The organism is Aminivibrio pyruvatiphilus, assembly GCF_004366815.1.
GTDB classification, from domain to species: Bacteria; Synergistota; Synergistia; order Synergistales; family Aminobacteriaceae; genus Aminivibrio; species Aminivibrio pyruvatiphilus.
In genome coordinates, this window is the sequence record NZ_SORI01000001.1 from 115,991 (window position 1) to 132,103 (window position 16,113).

At 62.0% G+C, this 16,113-nt stretch carries 15 protein-coding genes and 1 pseudogene; 14 read left to right on the forward strand and 2 right to left on the reverse strand.

Annotated features, from left to right (window positions below; all coding sequences use genetic code 11):
- Positions 1–26 precede the first annotated feature (26 nt).
- The 13 genes and pseudogenes from C8D99_RS00430 (at position 27) to lpdA (ending at position 13,000) form a co-directional block, all read left to right on the forward strand.
- Entirely contained in the window at positions 27–1,055 is a 1,029-nt protein-coding gene (locus C8D99_RS00430; protein ID WP_133955225.1) for an ATP-NAD kinase family protein, read from the forward strand.
- A 113-nt stretch (positions 1,056–1,168) separates the two neighbouring features.
- Entirely contained in the window at positions 1,169–2,422 is a 1,254-nt protein-coding gene (locus C8D99_RS00435) for a dihydrolipoamide acetyltransferase family protein (RefSeq protein WP_133955227.1), read from the forward strand.
- Between the two features lie 58 nt (positions 2,423–2,480).
- A pseudogene (locus C8D99_RS15715) lies at positions 2,481–2,786 on the forward strand (NUDIX hydrolase); the annotation flags it as partial.
- A gap of 28 nt (positions 2,787–2,814) precedes the next feature.
- The gene (locus C8D99_RS15495) at positions 2,815–2,991 is read left to right on the forward strand and encodes a hypothetical protein (protein WP_243833783.1); all 177 of its coding nucleotides are present in this window, start codon (positions 2,815–2,817) and stop codon (positions 2,989–2,991) included.
- A gap of 369 nt (positions 2,992–3,360) precedes the next feature.
- Positions 3,361–4,014 carry a GntR family transcriptional regulator gene (locus C8D99_RS00445; RefSeq protein WP_166669937.1) on the forward strand — a complete coding sequence of 218 codons (654 nt, stop codon included), beginning with the start codon at positions 3,361–3,363 and terminating at the stop codon, positions 4,012–4,014.
- A gap of 182 nt (positions 4,015–4,196) precedes the next feature.
- Positions 4,197–5,201 (forward strand): thiamine pyrophosphate-dependent dehydrogenase E1 component subunit alpha, encoded by a 1,005-nt coding sequence (locus tag C8D99_RS00450; protein WP_133955233.1) that lies wholly within the window; start codon positions 4,197–4,199, stop codon positions 5,199–5,201.
- A 13-nt stretch (positions 5,202–5,214) separates the two neighbouring features.
- Positions 5,215–6,186, forward strand: a complete 972-nt coding sequence (locus C8D99_RS00455) for an alpha-ketoacid dehydrogenase subunit beta (protein ID WP_133955235.1) — start codon at positions 5,215–5,217, stop codon at positions 6,184–6,186.
- Between the two features lie 15 nt (positions 6,187–6,201).
- A complete protein-coding gene (locus C8D99_RS00460) occupies positions 6,202–6,693 on the forward strand; it encodes a PPC domain-containing DNA-binding protein (protein ID WP_133955237.1) in 492 nt (163 codons plus the stop codon).
- Positions 6,694–6,815: 122 nt separating this feature from the next.
- Positions 6,816–7,892, forward strand: a complete 1,077-nt coding sequence (locus tag C8D99_RS00465; RefSeq protein ID WP_133955239.1) for a DctP family TRAP transporter solute-binding subunit — start codon at positions 6,816–6,818, stop codon at positions 7,890–7,892.
- A gap of 125 nt (positions 7,893–8,017) precedes the next feature.
- Positions 8,018–8,488 (forward strand): TRAP transporter small permease, encoded by a 471-nt coding sequence (locus C8D99_RS00470; RefSeq protein ID WP_133955241.1) that lies wholly within the window; start codon positions 8,018–8,020, stop codon positions 8,486–8,488.
- Between the two features lie 12 nt (positions 8,489–8,500).
- A complete protein-coding gene (locus C8D99_RS00475; RefSeq protein ID WP_133955243.1) occupies positions 8,501–9,799 on the forward strand; it encodes a TRAP transporter large permease in 1,299 nt (432 codons plus the stop codon).
- Between the two features lie 69 nt (positions 9,800–9,868).
- Positions 9,869–11,185 (forward strand): dihydrolipoamide acetyltransferase family protein, encoded by a 1,317-nt coding sequence (locus tag C8D99_RS00480; RefSeq protein ID WP_133955245.1) that lies wholly within the window; start codon positions 9,869–9,871, stop codon positions 11,183–11,185.
- An 87-nt stretch (positions 11,186–11,272) separates the two neighbouring features.
- Positions 11,273–13,000: a dihydrolipoyl dehydrogenase gene (gene lpdA / locus C8D99_RS00485; RefSeq protein ID WP_133955247.1), complete on the forward strand. Its 1,728-nt coding sequence runs from the start codon at positions 11,273–11,275 to the stop codon at positions 12,998–13,000.
- Between the two features lie 62 nt (positions 13,001–13,062).
- Here the strand turns inward: lpdA and C8D99_RS00490 are convergent, their stop codons facing one another.
- Positions 13,063–14,043, reverse strand: coding sequence for a lipoate--protein ligase (locus C8D99_RS00490; RefSeq protein WP_133955249.1), 981 nt, complete (start codon positions 14,041–14,043; stop codon positions 13,063–13,065).
- Between the two features lie 258 nt (positions 14,044–14,301).
- Between C8D99_RS00490 and C8D99_RS00495 the strand changes: the two genes are divergently transcribed.
- On the forward strand, positions 14,302–15,174 hold the full coding sequence (locus tag C8D99_RS00495; RefSeq protein ID WP_133955251.1) for an MBL fold metallo-hydrolase: 873 nt from the start codon (positions 14,302–14,304) through the stop codon (positions 15,172–15,174).
- 95 nt (positions 15,175–15,269) lie between these two features.
- On the opposite strand, the gene C8D99_RS00500 is transcribed toward C8D99_RS00495, so the two are convergent.
- Positions 15,270–16,040 (reverse strand): 3'-5' exonuclease, encoded by a 771-nt coding sequence (locus tag C8D99_RS00500; RefSeq protein WP_133955253.1) that lies wholly within the window; start codon positions 16,038–16,040, stop codon positions 15,270–15,272.
- Between the last annotated feature and the right edge of the window lie 73 nt (positions 16,041–16,113).

Consider the following 16,113-nt stretch of genomic DNA (forward strand, 5'->3'; position numbering starts at 1 on the left):
GGCCGGGAAAGGGGAGACGCTTCATCATGGGAAAAGACGCTTCTGTAGGAATCATCGCCAACCCCGCGTCGGGAAAGGATATCCGGCGCCTGGTCGCCTACGGCACGGTCTTCGACAATCAGGAGAAGGTGAACATTGTCCGGCGGATCCTGCTGGCCCTCGACGCCCTCGGCGTGGGATGCGTGCTTGCGATGCCGGACTACTACGGAATCGTCCGCAGGGCGGCGGAAGGGGTGCGCTCCGACCGCCCCCTGCGCCTCGACGTCGAGATGCTCGACATGCCTCTCACCGGCACGCAGATCGACTCGCAGCGCGCGGCGGAACTCCTCTGCACGGAGGGGTGCGGCTGCATCGTCACGCTGGGAGGGGACGGAACGAACCGGATGGTCGCGAAGGGGTGCAGAGATGTCCCCCTGATGCCCGTCTCCACGGGGACGAACAATGTTTTCCCCCTGCTCATCGAGGGGACGACGGCGGGGCTCGCCGCCGGAGTGGCGGCGCTTGGCTGCGGCGAGGGCTGTACGGTCCGCAGGAGCAAGAAGCTCACTATCTTCAAGAACGGGGAAGCCTCGGACATCGCCCTCATAGACGCGGTTGTGCTGCAGAGCCGCTTCATCGGCAGCCGTGCGATGTGGGAGGTGGAAAACATGCGCTGCTGTGCGGTAACGAGGGGAGAGCCGCACAACATAGGTGTCGCCTCCGTCGTGGGAAACCTCTCCCCGATCACGCCGGAGGATCCGCACGGCGGTTTTCTGCAGTTCGATCCGCAGCGCGCGGATGTCTTTGCCCCTATCGCGCCGGGGCTCTTTCTGCCCGCGGGGGTGGCGTCGTTCAGGACCTTCCGGTCCGGCGAGGAGATTGAGGTAGCTCCGGTCCCCAGCATCATAGCTCTCGACGGCGAGCGGGAAGTGGATCTGCACGCCGGAGACTCTGCCTCCATCCGGCTCGACAGGGACGGTCCCCGCGTGGTGGACGTGCCCGCCGCACTGCGCTGGGCGGCGGAGAGCGGTTTTTTCCGCGACGCGGTGCGTCTGCGGCGGCTTGCGCCCCTTTGACGCTGCGCACACACTCTGCCCGGGGTCTCCTCTTGATTATTGAGCGGCCCCGGGCATTTGGCGGCGGCGGGAGATGCCTCCGTCCGCCGGCGGACTGAAAGAGAGGCAAGAAGATGGCTGTTGAACTTGTGATGCCCAAAATGGGGCTGACGATGACCGTGGGTTCCGTCGGAAAGTGGCTGAAAAAGGAGGGCGAAGCTGTCGCGAAAGGGGAGCGCGTCGCGGAAGTGCTCACCGAAAAGATCACCAATCTCGTCGAATCTCCGGCGGACGGCGTGCTGCTGCGCATCGTCGCTCCGGAGGGGACCTCGCTCCCCATCGGCGGAGTGATGGGGTATGTCGGTGCGGCAGGCGAGAAGGTTCCCGGCCTGCCGTCCGTCGCCGCCGTTCCGAAGGAGGAGCCCGCCGCCGGGCCGGTTCCGCAGGGCGCATCGGGAGGTTTGGCCGGGGAGCGGCCGTCCCCCGTCAGAATATCCCCTGTGGCGAGGAAAATGGCTCTGGAGCACAACATCGAATATGCGTACCTGAGGGGAACCGGACCCGGCGGGAGAATTACGAAGGAGGATATCGAGGCGGTGCTGGCATCTCCGGATGCCGCTCCGCAGGCTTTTCTTCCCGCAGCCGGATTCGACGGGGCGCCGATCCCCGGAGCGACTTCCCCGGATGAGCCCCTTACGGGCTTCGTCGACGAGCGTCCGTACTCCGGGGTCCGGCGGATCATCGGCGATCGCATGCTCTCGAGCTGGAGCGTTGCGCCCAAGGTGACCCATCACGCACGGGCGGACGCGAAGGCCCTTCTGGAGTTGCGAGCCTCCATCAATGAAATGCTGGAGAAGGAGCAGCGCTTCACCGTGACCGACATGCTGGTGAAGATCACAGCCATGGCGCTCCGGCAGAAGCTCTTCATGAATGTCTCGCTGCGCGGCGAGCGCATCGTCACGTTCCGCGAGGTGCACCTGGGCGTCGCCGTGGCGCTCGAAGGGGCGCTGATCGTGCCGGTGATCCGGAACGCCGACGAAAAGAGCCTGACCCGCATCAGCCGCGAGCTGAAGGACCTTTCCAGAAGAGCGAGGGAGAACGCGCTCGCTCCGGAGGAGATCTCCGGAGGCACTTTTACGCTGACCAACCTGGGTGGATACCGTTCCACGGAGTTCTTCACGCCCATCATCAACCAGCCGGAATCGGCCATTCTGGGTATAGGCAGGACGAACGACATGCCCGCCGCAGTGGACGGAGAGGTCGTGGTGCGGCCGATGATGGCGCTCTCGCTGGCCCACGACCACAGGGTCATAGACGGCGCCCCGGCGGCGGAGTTTCTCGCCCTGCTGATTGAGCTGATCGAAAAGCCGCTTCAGGTCTTACTCTGAGGCGTAGAACAGCGAAAAGCGCCGGCGACGCCGGGAGTACATGGAAAGAGGGTGCGGAATGGATTCGTGGAAGGGGTGCGCGTATACCACGCTGATCGTCTTCGGATACCTGGTGCGGGAGAACAAGGTCCTGATCGTCCGCAGGGCGAACGACCCCTACAAGGGGCAGCGCTCCGTCCCCGGGGGGCGGAAGCAGCGTGGGGAGACCCTGTGCGAGGCGCTGGTGCGCGAAATGGAGGAGGAGACAGGATGCAGGGTGCGAAGCATGGAGTACGCAGGGATGCTCCATGCGCTCGTCGAAGGGCGGGATATGGAGTACCTCTCAGTCTACTTCATCTCGCGCGACTTCGAGGGGGGAGCCCCGCGGCAGCGAGGAGGGGACCGTCGAGTGGATGGATATCGACGAGAGCCTTTCGATGAAGGACATGCACCCGACCTACCTTCGCCTCGTACCGTACATCCTGAAGGGGAACTGCCCGGTGGAGGGATCTGTGCGGATTTCGGCAGACGGCAAGTCGGAGTACAGGCTCTTCGGACCGGGGGAACGCTCCGCTCCGGAAGGGCTGTAGAGACGGGGCGACGAGAAAATGTGGACCGTACCGGGGTGAAGAACAGGGGAAGCTCCTGCGAAGGAGCTTCCCCTGAATTATTTCATCCCCTGGGCTAAGAGACGTTGTCTCCGCCGGGATTTTGATTTCTCCGCAAACCAAGCCGGCGGCGGACAGGAAGAAGGAGCGGGAGCCTATAGTTTCTGCCCCGCAGCAGCAGAAGAATAAAAGTCCCTTTCCGGGAACTCCCGGAAAGGGACTTTTTGTTCATTTTTCTTTTTCAGCTTGACATTTATGTTCTTATGAGGGTATCCTATCAAATGTATATAGGTTGTATTTTCCTTGCATACAAGAAAGAGCGGTCCACCATCCGCGAGAGGGGCGTTCCGAGTGCGCAAAAAAAAGAAAGACCAGGCGTATGAAGAAATCCGGAAACTGGTCCTCCAGAGACGGTCCACCGACCGGTTCTCTTTTTCCGAGAATTCCCTGGCGGCGGAAATGCGCATGAGCCGCACTCCCATCCGGGAAGCCCTGCAGCGCCTTCAGATGGAAGGCTTTATCGAGATTCACCCGAACCGGGGCGTGGTTATTCCCGAGGTTTCGGTGGTCGAGGTGAACGAGACGTTTGCCCTCCGTATGGCCGTCGAAGAGTTCGTCATCCGGGAGATGACGCCGCAGATGACCCCGGAAAACATCGGCGAGATGGACCTGTACCTTTCCCGCCAGAAGGAAGCCATGGAACGGAACGATGTCCTGGAATACCTCAGGCACGACAAGGATTTTCATGACCTCTTCTTCCGTTTATACGCCAATTCCCTGATTTTCAACACCATACAGCGTGTCCTCGACCGGTTTTACTCCATGGGAACCAACGTGCTGAGGCGGCCGGGGAGCGTCCAGCGCTCCTTCGCGGAACACTGTGCCGTCGCCGATGCCGTTCGGAACGGCGACGGTGAAAAGGCTGCCTCGGCCATGCATGCCCACCTGATCACGGGAAAAAACAATGTTCTTTCCATTCCGGGAAATATCGAGAGCGTCGTGTGACGGTCCCGTTGTTTAAACGCTGTGGCATCGAGTTTTCTACTGATAGCATTTCAATTCCGGGTTCAGCTTCAGAAAGGGGGGTGCTTTTCGCCGCTCCGTACTCCTGCGGTGAGCGGCGCGCGGCGGAGCCTGTCCGCCGGGGGCAGAGGAACCAAGACCAGAATTCTGACGAGGTGATCTTCATGTGTGCAATGCCGGTACGGAAAGAGGCGACTCTTCCTCTTGCACGGTACGATAAAGAAACGCTGAAGTTTTTCTATGAGACCATGGTGAAGATCCGCAATTTCGAACTCACCGTGGAGAAATTTTTCTTTGACGGAGAGATCCCCGGGTTCGTCCACCTGTACATCGGCGAGGAAGCCACTGCCACGGGCGTCATGGCGAACCTGAGAAAGACCGACTATATCCAGAGCACCCACAGGGGGCACGGCCACACCATCGCCAAGGGCGCCGACCTGAAGCACATGATGGCCGAGCTGTTCGGAAAGAGCACGGGAAGCTGCAAAGGCAAGGGCGGCTCCATGCACATCGCCGACTTCAGCGTGGGCATGCTGGGCGCCAACGGCATCGTGGGCGGCGGTTTCACCATGGCCACCGGCGCGGCGCTCGCCCAGAAGATGCAGAAGACCGACGGCGTCGCCGTGGCCTTTTTCGGCGACGGCGCCTCCAACAGGGGAACCTTCCACGAGGCCGCCAACATGGCCGCGGCATGGAAACTTCCCGTGATCTTCCTCTGCGAGAACAACCAGTGGGCCTCCACCACCCCCTACCGGACCACCACCTCGGTGGACGACATCGCCGACCGGGCCCAGGGCTACGGCATGCCAGGCGTGATCGTGGACGGCAACGACGTGTTCGCCGTGTACGAGGCCGCGAAGGAGCTCATCGAGCGGGCCCGCAGGGGAGAAGGGCCTGCGATCCTCGAGTGCAAGACCTATCGGATCAAGGGCCATTTCGTTGGCGACCCCGAGATGTACCGCACCAAGGAAGAGGTCCAGAAGGTCCTCGAAGAGACGGACCCCATCCCCCGGTTCGAGGCCAGGGTTCTCAAGGCCAAGGCCATGACGAAAAAAGAGCTTGAGACCATCAGGACCAGGGTGGAGAAGGAGCTTGCCGAGGCGCTGGAGTTCGCCCGTACCTCTCCGGAACCCGAAGTGTCTGCCCTGTATGAAGGGCTCTATGTGTAAGGCGGTGGACAGAATGAAGACAATCACTTTTTCCCAGGCAACCCTTGAAGCCATGCAGGAGGAGATGGCCCGGGACGAACGGGTGTTCGTCATGGGCGAGGACATCGCCCGCCAGGGCGGAATTTTCGGCCAGTTCAAGGGCCTTCCCGCCCAGTTCGGAACCGGACGGGTCATGGACACCCCCATCAGCGAGACGGCCATCGTCGGTGCCTGCATCGGCGCCGCTCTCGCGGGAATGCGTCCCGTGGCGGACATGCACTTCGCCGACTTTGCCGGGGTCTGCTTCGACGAGATTTACAACCAGATGGCCAAGATATACTACATGTTCGGCGGTCAGAAGCCCGTCTCCATGGTGCTCCGGGCCCCGGACGGCCTCGTGAACCAGGCCGCTGCCCAGCACTCCCAGTCCCTCGAGGCCTTTTTCTGCCACATTCCCGGCCTGAAAGTGGTCATCCCCTCCAACCCGGCGGATGCCAAGGGCCTCCTGAAGGCAGCCATCAGGGACGACAACCCCGTCATCTACTTCGAGCACAAGGCTCTCTTCTCCATGAAGGGGGAGGTTCCCGAGGAGGAGTATGTCACTCCCATCGGCAAGGCGAAGGTGGTCCGGGAAGGAAAAGATGTCACCCTCGTGTCCTATTCCATGACCATGAATCTTGCGGTCAAGGCAGCCGACATGCTTGAAAAAGAGGGGATCAGCGTGGAGCTCATCGACCTGAGGACCATTTCTCCCATCGATAAAGAGACGATCCTCAATTCTGTGGCAAAGACGTCCCGGCTCGCCATCGCCCACGAAGCGGTGAAGCAGGGCGGCGTGGGCGCCGAAATATCGGCCATTGTCGCCGAAGAGGCCATCGACTGCCTCGACGCCCCCATCGTCCGGGTGGGCGCTCCCTTCACCCCGGTGCCCTTTGCCCGGCCGCTGGAGCAGGCCTACCGCATCACCCCCGACAAGATCGCCGCGGCGGTCCGGGGAATGATGTAAGAGGGGGAAACGAACGTGTCAGCGGAGAGAGTCTCCTCGGCCCCGGGCACCATCTCGGCGACGGTTCTCGGGAGAATCGCCCCGGGTGAGGACCTTTTTGCCGCCGTCAGGGAAATCTGCACCCGCCACGGTATCCGGTCGGGGCATATCGCCACCATGATCGGCAGCCTCCGGTCGGCGGACGTGGTCTGCGTGACCCCGGACCCCGAAACCCCGGGGAGGGCGGTCTACCTCGAACCGCTCCGCATGGAGGGCTGCATCGAACTGATCACCGTCGCGGGCATTATCGGTGAGGATGACAGGGGAGAACTCTCCGTCCACCTGCACGGCGTTCTCGCGGGAAGCGACATGAAACCCGTGGCGGGACATCTCGCCGACAGGGGAGAAAACCGGGTGCTCGCCACCGCGGAAGTTGTGATCAATGGTTTTTCCGGAGCGGAATTCGTCCGCTCTTTCGACGAAGAAACAGGGTTCGTGCTGTTCAAGGTCCGCCCCGCCGGTCCCTGATCGGGCCGGGCGGGGGTCATCCTGTTGCGGCGGGAGGTGATCGGTCCCGTAGGGCGAACAGGCACCACAACGCGCTGTAGTCAAGAGAAGGTTTCATACCACATACTCAGGAGGTTGAGGGAATGAAAAAGATCGTAGCACTGCTTATCGCTGTTGCAGTCCTGTGTTCGGTGTCCGTGCCGGCGTTTGCCGCCTACAAGGACGAGTACAAGCTCGACATCGTGCCGAGCCTGACCACCGCATGGGGAATGGGCGCCCAGTACTTCGCCGATCTCGTGAAAGAGAGAAGCGGCGGCAAGATCAACATCAAGGTCTATCCCGGATCCCAGCTCACCACCGGAAAGCAGACCAACGCTTTCCTCCTCGTCCGGAACGGCACCATCGACTTCGCCGTCCAGTCTTCCATCAACTATTCGCCCCAGCTTGTCGAGCTGAACCTCTTCGCCCTTCCCTTCTTCATCGCCAACCAGCCCGACCGGTATGCCGCCCTTGACGCCGTCAAGGCTGGAAAAGCCGGCGAAATGGTCATCAAGGCCATCGAAGACAAAGGCGTGAAGTTCCTTGCCTTCGGCGAGAACGGATTCCGTGAGCTCACCAATTCCAAGAAGGCAATCAGGACCCCCGACGACCTCACCGGCATGAAGATCCGGGTTGTGGGCAGCCCCCTGTTCCTCGATACCTTCAGGGCTCTCGGCGCCAACCCCGTGAACATGAACTGGAGCGATACCATGGCGGCCATCCAGCAGGGCGTCGTTGACGGCCAGGAGAACCCCATCAGCACCTTCTATCCCGTGAAGATGCACGACTACCACAAGTTCATGACCGACTGGCACTACGTGGTCGATCCCACCCTCTACGTGGTCAACCCCGCAGTGTGGGCCTCCTTCTCCGCCGAGGACCAGAAGATGATCCAGGAAGCCGCCGTGGAAGCGGGCAAGTACATGATCGCCCTCGCCCGCATCGGCCTCGACGACGGCACTGCCCAGAAGTACCTCGAGAGCATCGGCAAGGTTCCCGAGATCACCGACTGGTACGGCACCCTGAAGAGCGTGGGCATGGATGTGGCCATCCTTACCCCCGAAGAGATGAAGGCCTTCGCCGACAAGACCGCTCCCGTGCTTGAAGCATGGAAGTCCAAGGTGGGCGATGAACTCGTCAAAGCCGCCGAGGCAGATATGGCCTCCGTGGTCAAGAAGTAAGCGGAAGCAGATGAGACTTCCGGGGGGAGGTTTCCTCCCCCCGGGTCCCCGCGGGGGCTTTCTCTTCTCCTTTCAGGAGAAATGGGGAATTCTCCTTGTCTTTTCTTCAGAAGGGATTGTCCGATATGGCCAAGAAAATTTTCGATCATTTTGAAGAGATTCTCGGATCGCTGATCCTCATGGTGATGGCGGTGATCACCTTCGCCAACGTCATCACCAGGTACTTTATCTTCCAGGCGCTGGCGTTCACCGAGGAGGTCACCATCAACCTCTTCGTCTGGCTCGTCATGCTGGGCACGGCCATCGCCTTCAAAAAGGGAACGAACCTCAGCATGACCTTCATCTACGACCTTCTTCCCCGAAAAGGGAAAAAAGCCTGCTTCTTCATCGGCACGATCATGTCCCTGGTGTTTTTCGCCCTTCTTGCCTATCTCGGGTATCTCGAGGTCGTTGATGAAATCGACCTCGGCGTGACCACCGAATCCCTGGCGATTCCCGTGTATTACTACACCATTGCCCTGCCGGTCTTTTCCGTCCTTATTTTTGTGCGCATCGTGCAGGCGGCTCTTGCGACCATCCGCAGGAACGAATTTTAGGAGGGACGAGAGATGGAGTCTTTGATCCGCGAACCCGCATTCTGGACGATCGTCCTTTTCATCCTGCCGCTCCTGCTCAGGGTTCCCATCGCGGTGGCCCTCGGCATGGGAACCATTTTCGTTGTCTGGAACTGGAACATGGGGTACCAGATGCTGTCCTACAGCTTTTTCGCCGGCATCGCGAAATTTCCCCTCCTGGCGATACCCTTCTTCATCCTCGCCGGGGTCATCATGGAAAAAGTCGGCATCGCCGAACGGATCATCAACCTCATCAAGCAGCTCGTGGGTGACATGACCGGCGGCCTTGCCGTGGCAACAGTCATAGTGGCTGCCTTCTGGGGCGCCGTGAGCGGCTCGGGTCCCGCGACGGTGGCGGCTCTCGGCCTCATCCTTATTCCCGGCATGGCCGAGGCGGGATACGACAAGGCCTTCGCTGCCGCCACGGTCTCTGTGGCTTCGGGGCTGGCCATCATCATTCCCCCGAGCATTTCCTTCATCGTCTACGGCGACATCATGCAGCAGTCGGTAGGAACCCTCTTCGCGGCGGGCGTCATTCCGGGCATCGTGGTGGCGTGCTGTCTCTGCGTGGCGGTCTACCTTGTCAGCAGGAAGCGGGGCTACCGGGGCGAGCCCAGAGGAAGCGCATCCGTGGTACTGAAGTCTCTCAGGGACGCCTTCTGGGGCCTGTTTACACCCGTCATCATTCTCGGCGGCATCTACGGCGGCGTCTTCACTCCCACCGAGGCCGCGGCTGTGGCGGTCTTTTACGGCCTCTTCGTCGGCGTGTTCATATACCGGACGCTCACCTTCCGGGTGCTCTACGAGATCCTTGCCGAGACCGTGGCGGGAACCTCGGTGGTCATGATCGTGGTCACCTGCGCAGGCCTCTATTCATGGCTCGGCGCCACGGTGGGACTCATCGACAAGGTGGCGGCCGTACTGCTCGGCATCTCGGAGAATCCCGCGGTCATCCTCCTGATGATCAACATCATCCTTCTTTTCGCCGGCATGCTCCTCGACGCCATTTCCATCGCCTATGTCTTCCTGCCCATCCTGGCCCCCATCATTGTGATCTTCGGGTGGGATCCCATCTGGTTCGGCGTCATGATGACCATCAACATGGCCATCGGGCAGGTGACGCCCCCCGTGGCGGTCAACCTCTTCGTGGGTGCCCGGATCAGCGGCCTGACCATGGAGCAGATCAGCAGGCCCGCGGTTCCCATGCTCATCGCGACTGTAATCGCACTCGTCATCATCACCGCGTTCCCGGGGATCACGCTCTTCCTTCCCAGGCTCATGGGGATGATGTAGGCAGTATGTTCGTACACAGCGTTCCGATCTGTGCGCTTTAGCGCCGTTCTCCAGAAGGAGGGTTCAACAATGGCAACACCGGTAACCATGCCCAAGCTCGGGCTGACCATGAACACGGGGGTGATCTCCCGGTGGAACAAAAAGGAGGGGGAATCCGTCGCGAAGGGCGAGATCCTTATGGTGGTCGCCACGGACAAGCTGACTTTCGATGTGGTGTCCCCTGAAGCTGGTACCCTGCTGCGGATCGTCGTCCCTGAAGGAAAGGACGTCCCCGTGGGGGAAGTTCTCGCCTATCTCGGACAGGCCGGTGAGGCCGTTTCCGGAGTCGCGGCTCCTGAAGCGGCAGGAACCGCCCCTGCGGCGCCAACGTCTGTCGCTTCGGCGGAGAAGGCTTCTTCCCGCAGCGCCGCCCTGCCCGCAGGACTGAGGGCCACACCCCTGGCCCGGAAAATCGCCAGGGAAGAGGGCATCGATCTTTCGGCTGTTGCCGGCTCGGGGCCGGAGGGAAGAATTGTCCGGAAGGACGTGGAAGCTTTCGCAGCTTCCGCCCCGGAGAGCAGAAAGATCAAGACCAGCCCGGCGGCCGCGAAAGCCGCTGCGGATCTCGGCGTGGACGTTTCCTCCATAGCCGCGGACGGACGGGTCATGAAAGCCGACGTCCTGAAGGCCGCATCTCCTGCTTCCGTCAAGGCTGCTCCCAAGGATGTCCGCCTTCCCCTGACACCCATGCGGAAGGTCATCGCTGAGCGCATGAGCCTGAGCAAGGCCACCATCCCCTCCGTGGCCTACGATATGGATGTGGATTTCACAGCCCTCGCCGAATTCCGGGCGAAGGTGAAGGCCGAAGGAGCAAAGCGGGGTGTCAAAATCTCCTACAACCATATCCTCATGAAGATCTGCGCGGCGGCAGTGAAGGACGTCCCCCTGGCGAACTCCTCCTTTGACGGAGACGCCATCGTTCTTCACGGAAACGTGAACATCGGCCTTGCCGTGGCGGTGGACGGAGGGCTTCTCGTTCCCAACGTGAAGGCGGTGCAGGAGAAGAGCCTCCTCGAGGTGGCCGAAGAGACCGAACGGCTCGTGGATCAGGCGAGGTCCGGAAAGCTGGCCCTGGAAGACATGCAGGGCGGAACCTTCACCATTACGAATCTCGGAATGTTCGGGACGAAAAGCTTCACCCCCATCGTCAACCCGCCGGAGGCGTGCATCCTCGGCGTGAACACCATCACTGAAAAGCCCGTGGCGGTGGACGGGGCAGTGGTCATCCGGCCCATGTCCGTGCTCTCCCTGGTGGCTGACCACAGGATCCTCGACGGCGCCGAAGCCGCCCGGTTCCTCGCCAGGGTCAGGGAACTGGCGGAAAACCCCTGGCTTCTTCTTCTGTAGGCCGGGAGGACGAAATGCGGATTGCCCGGCGGGAGATATAGCGTCCCGCCGGGTTTTTTTATTGAACAGAACGGGAGGTTTTTAGAAATGGCTGTTGTGACGATGCCCAAGCTGGGCCTGACGATGAACGAAGGGACGGTCTCCCGGTGGAACAAAAAGGTTGGGGACCGGGTGGAGAAGGGGGAAATCCTTCTCGTGGTGGCGACGGACAAGCTGACCTTCGAGGTGGAGGCCAACGAATCCGGCGTGCTGTCCGAGATACTGGTCAGGGAAGGGGACGCCGCCGCCGTGTCGGCTCCCATAGCCCGGATCGGCGAAGGGGAGACGGGAGATGTTCCGGTGACCGATCCCCACTCTCCCGATGAGGAAAAAACACTTCCGAAGGCCGTTCCGGCCGCTGCACAGGCTGCCCCCGCCGGCACGAAGAGGGTGGCGGTCATCGGCGGCGGTCCTGGAGGGTATGTGGCGGCCATCCGGGCGGCCCAGCTCGGTGCCGAGGTCACCCTCATCGAAAAAGGCGCCCTCGGCGGCGTGTGCCTCAACGTGGGGTGCATTCCCACCAAGGTGCTCCTCCATACAGCGGAAGCCTACACAGCGGCGAAGGAAGGAGCCCTCATAGGGCTCCGGGCGGAGAACGTCTCCGTGGACTGGAGCGGTCTCATGGCGCGAAAGAAGGCCGTGGTGGAAACCCTTGTAGGCGGCGTGGGCACCCTCATGGCGAGCAACGGGATCACCGTCCTCCGGGGAACGGCCTCCTTCGCCTCCGCCAAAGAGATCGACGTGGCCCTCAACGATGGCGGGAAGATGACGGTCAGGGCGGACGCCGTCATTGTCGCCACCGGTTCCGAACCTGCGGTTCCCCCCATTCCGGGCTTCGACCTGGAGGGGGTCATCACGAGCACCGAAGCCCTCTCCCTCGACGGTCTGCCGGAATCGGTGGTCCTCGTGGGCGGCGGCGTCATCGGCATGGAATTCGCCTCCATCTTTTCCACCTTCGGGGTGAAGGTTACCGTGGTGGAAATGCTCCCCGAGATTCTTCCCATGATCGACGGCGAGATAGTTTCGATCCTGAAAGGGGTCCTTTTGAGGAAGGGCGTTGTCTTCCACACCTCCTCGAAGGTGACGGCAGTGGAGAAGAAGGGAAAGAAGCTGGCGGTTTCCGTGGAGACCCCCGAAGGCAAGGCGGTCCTCGAGGCGGAGAAGGTTCTCGTCTCCGTGGGGCGCCGCCCGGTGACGAAGGGACTCGGCCTGGAATCCATCGGCGTCGCCGTGGAGCGGGGCCGCATAAAGACGGACAAAAGAATGGAGACGGCCGTGAAGGGCGTCTACGCCATCGGCGACTGCGCCTCGCCCATCATGCTGGCCCACGTGGCCTCCCGGGAGGGAGAGGTGGCGGCGGAGAACATTCTGGGGCACACGGTCGAAATGGATTACAAGACCGTCCCGAGCGCCGTTTACACCGCTCCGGAAATCGCTTCAGTGGGACTTTCCGAGAAGGAGGCCCTGGAGAAGGGATTCCGGGTGAAGGTCGGCCGGTTCCCCCTCATGGCCAACGGAAAGAGCCTTATCATGAACGAGACCGACGGCATGGTGAAGTACGTGGTGGACGAAAAATACGACGAGATCCTCGGGGTGCACCTCATCGGGCCCAGGGCCACGGACCTCATCGTGGAGGGAGCCCTGGCACTCCGTCTCGAGGCCACCGTGGACGAAATCCTGACCACAGTCCACGCCCACCCCACCGTGGGGGAGGCCCTGCTCGAAGGGGCCATGGCGGTCCGGGGGCAGGCCCTGTCGCTGCCGAAAAAGGCATAAGCCGCTGGGGCGGCCCGTCAGGGGCCGCCCCAGTTCGCAAAATCTAACCGCAGTTTTTCGCCTTACCCGAAAAGAAAGGCCAGGAATTCCTCCAGGTCCGCTCCCCGGAAGAACCGGTCAAGCTGAACGGCGGAAAGGCGCTCCCGGAGGTCCTCCTTCCGGAACGGACAGCCTGCCAGAAATGTTTCCAGCTCCTCCCGGTTTTCCACCCCGAAAAAGTCGCCGAAGAACCGTGCTTCGGCTAGAATTCCGTCCTTCACGTTCAGCAGCGCCTCCACCTTTCCCCAGGGGAAGCGGCGGACCTTCCTCTCGGTGTACTCCGGGGACTCTCCCCAGTTCCATTCCCAGGTGGCGTACTTCGTATCCCTGAGCGTTCCGACGGCCACGATCTCGTCCGGGGAGAGGGGGCGCTGCTCCGTTCCCGACAGGGAGTCCCGGAGGGCGGCGATGAACTCCGCCATGGAGAGTTTCACCGGGAGATGGGGGAGGATGTTGGTCACGCGGCTTCTCACGGACTTGAACCCCTTGGAGGTGAACTTCTCCTCGTCCACGGCGAGGGCCTGACCGAGAACGGAAAGGTCCGAGTCGAAGAGGAGAGTTCCGTGGTGGAGGAGCCGCCGTTTGTCCATGTGCTGGGCGCTCCCCGAAAACTTCTGCCCGTCGATGGCCAGGTCGTTCCTGCTGTTGAACTCGGCCGTCACGCCGAGTTTTTTCAGGGCCCGAACCACGGGCATGGCGTGCCGGGCGAAGTCGAAGGGGGTGCCTTCGTCGTTGGGGACGATGAAGGTGTAATTCAGGTTTCCCAGGTCGTGGTAGACCGCCCCTCCGCCGGAGATCCTCCGGACGACCCGGATTCCCCGCTCCTCCACGAAGGCCCGGTTCACCTCCTGGGCGGTGTTCTGGAACCGCCCCACGATGATGGAAGGTTCGTTCTGCCAGAGCAGGAAGTAGCCGGGGTGTCCCCCGTCCACGGTCCGGTAGAGGTGCTCCTCCATGGCCAGGTTGAATGCGGGGTCGTGGCTCTGCCCCTCGATGTAGTACATTCGATTCTCTCCTCTCGTCCATTCCTATTTTCCAGCATGGAAGCTGAGGGAGGGTTGCCGGGCACAGCGCCCGGGGCAGGAAACCGACAGGGATGTCGGTTTCAGGCGCAGTTGTCACGGATGACAATGTGCGCCGTCGGCCCAAGCGAGCACCGGTAACGCTCCCCGCAGCCCGGTGGTTCTGATGAAAAAACCTCTTGCCAGAAAGGCCGGCAGGCTTCATTATACAAAATATCCTGCAATGGAGGTGGTGCCGAAATGCTTGATTCCCTTGAAATTCTCACGCTGGTGGAGGATTCCGTGCCCATGCACGGTCCCTTCGTCGCCGAACACGGCCTGTCCTTCCTTCTGACCGGAAAGAAGAACGGCACAATCGTCCGGGGGCTTCTGGACGTGGGGCAGAGCCCCGAGGTGCTCTCCCACAACATGAAGGGCCTCGGGATCCGCCCCGAATCCATCGATTTCCTCGTCCTCTCCCACTGCCATTACGACCATACCGGCGGTGTGGCGAAGTTCGTCGCCTCCACCGGAAAGGCCAATTTTCCCGTGGTGGCCCACCCGGCCCTGTTCCGCCCCCATTTCAAGGCGGATCCCGTCCTGTCCTCCAAGGGGATCCAGACCGGTGACGAGCGGGAAGCCATCGAGAAGGCCGGAGGCCGGCTGTTTCTCTCCTCCGACCCCTTTCCCCTGGCCGATGGCCTGGCCACTACGGGGCAGATTCCCCGGGTGACCGGCTATGAAGGTCCCGGAAAGGCCTTTCTCACCCTGGAGGACGGCAGGGTGGCCCCTGACTCCCTTCCCGACGACATGGGCATCACCGCCAGGGTGAAAGGAAAGGGAGTGGTGGTGGTGGCGGGCTGCAGCCACTCGGGGATCGTGAACATACTCAAAAGGGTCCGGGAGCTGTACCCCGACGAGCCCGTGGAAGGCGTCGCGGGGGGGCTTCACCTGGTCAACGGATCCGAAGAGAAGATGGAGAAGACCCTGGAGGGCATCCGGGAGATCGGGCCGAAATGGATCGCCGCGGGGCACTGCACGGGATTCCCCATGCAGGTCAAACTCTTCCAGGCCTTCGGGACGGCCTTCTCTCCCCTGTGCGTGGGAAAGAAATTCGTCGTCGAAGGAGCATAGAGAAGGAAGACCGCCTCTTTCAGTTATTTCCCGCTTTCAGACCGGTGCGGGGGACTGCCTGGCGGCCCTTCCTCCTCACCGGAATGTCCGGGCTGTCAGGCCAGCCCCAGGAGCCTTTCCTCCCGCTCCCTGCACCCTGATGCGGCGGCGAGCCTGGCAGCGTACGCCAGCCGCTCCGAAGTGAACCGGTCTCCCAGGGGCGCCGGCAGAGGGTAGGGCTGCCTCCGGGGAGGCATAAACGGGGTGGACGCGGCCCGGAAGCTGACCTGGTCAGGCTGGGCGTTCCAGACCCTGCTGAAGATGCCGTAGAGCTCGAAACAGTCGCTGAGGCCGAAGTGGGCCAGGGGAGGTCCCAGCAGTTCCTCTGCATCCTCCGTGGCACCTGTGGGGGAGATGCCGCCCTTCACCCGGGCGGAAGCCTCTCCGAGCTTCGGCCACTTCCAGCGGCCTCCCCGCTCCGGGCTTCCCGGAATCCGGCAGAATTCGGTGAGTCCCCTCATGGAGCACCACCATTTCCTTCCCCGGACCGCCTCGGGGGGAAGAAAGGAAATATCGAAGGACAGGTTGTGGACCACGATCCCCTCGGGGTTCCAGCCGTCCCAGAAGGCGGCCAGGCTTGTCCAGTCCTCCAGGAAATGGGGCCCGTACTCCTCCTCCCGCCGGAAATGGCCGATCCTGCCCGGAGTGAGCCCGTGAACCGATTCCGTCCGGGGGTCGGGGCGCTCCTCGGAGTAATAGAACCGGTTGAAAAAATCCAGGATCCGTCCGTCCCCCGTGAAGACGATGGACGACGCGGAAACGGCGGATGCAGCCCGAAAGCCGTTGGTCTCAAGGTCGAAGACGGCGAACCTCCTGTCGGATGCCATGGCGGATCCTCTCCTTGTGCAAAGCAGAATACCAGCCTCCCCCATGGTTCGCGGCGAGGCGGACCGGACTCTC

What these genes read in the sequence shown, in the direction of transcription:
- C8D99_RS00430 (WP_133955225.1), top strand. Translation starts at nt 27, where the DNA reads ATGGGAAAAGACGCTTCTGTAGGAATCATCGCCAACCCCGCGTCGGGA.
- C8D99_RS00435 (WP_133955227.1), top strand. Translation starts at nt 1,169, where the DNA reads ATGGCTGTTGAACTTGTGATGCCCAAAATGGGGCTGACGATGACCGTG.
- C8D99_RS15495 (WP_243833783.1), top strand. Translation starts at nt 2,815, where the DNA reads ATGGATATCGACGAGAGCCTTTCGATGAAGGACATGCACCCGACCTAC.
- C8D99_RS00450 (WP_133955233.1), top strand. Translation starts at nt 4,197, where the DNA reads ATGTGTGCAATGCCGGTACGGAAAGAGGCGACTCTTCCTCTTGCACGG.
- C8D99_RS00455 (WP_133955235.1), top strand. Translation starts at nt 5,215, where the DNA reads ATGAAGACAATCACTTTTTCCCAGGCAACCCTTGAAGCCATGCAGGAG.
- C8D99_RS00465 (WP_133955239.1), top strand. Translation starts at nt 6,816, where the DNA reads ATGAAAAAGATCGTAGCACTGCTTATCGCTGTTGCAGTCCTGTGTTCG.
- C8D99_RS00470 (WP_133955241.1), top strand. Translation starts at nt 8,018, where the DNA reads ATGGCCAAGAAAATTTTCGATCATTTTGAAGAGATTCTCGGATCGCTG.
- C8D99_RS00475 (WP_133955243.1), top strand. Translation starts at nt 8,501, where the DNA reads ATGGAGTCTTTGATCCGCGAACCCGCATTCTGGACGATCGTCCTTTTC.
- C8D99_RS00480 (WP_133955245.1), top strand. Translation starts at nt 9,869, where the DNA reads ATGGCAACACCGGTAACCATGCCCAAGCTCGGGCTGACCATGAACACG.
- lpdA (WP_133955247.1), top strand. Translation starts at nt 11,273, where the DNA reads ATGGCTGTTGTGACGATGCCCAAGCTGGGCCTGACGATGAACGAAGGG.
- C8D99_RS00490 (WP_133955249.1), bottom strand. Translation starts at nt 14,043, where the DNA reads ATGTACTACATCGAGGGGCAGAGCCACGACCCCGCATTCAACCTGGCC.
- C8D99_RS00495 (WP_133955251.1), top strand. Translation starts at nt 14,302, where the DNA reads ATGCTTGATTCCCTTGAAATTCTCACGCTGGTGGAGGATTCCGTGCCC.
- C8D99_RS00500 (WP_133955253.1), bottom strand. Translation starts at nt 16,040, where the DNA reads ATGGCATCCGACAGGAGGTTCGCCGTCTTCGACCTTGAGACCAACGGC.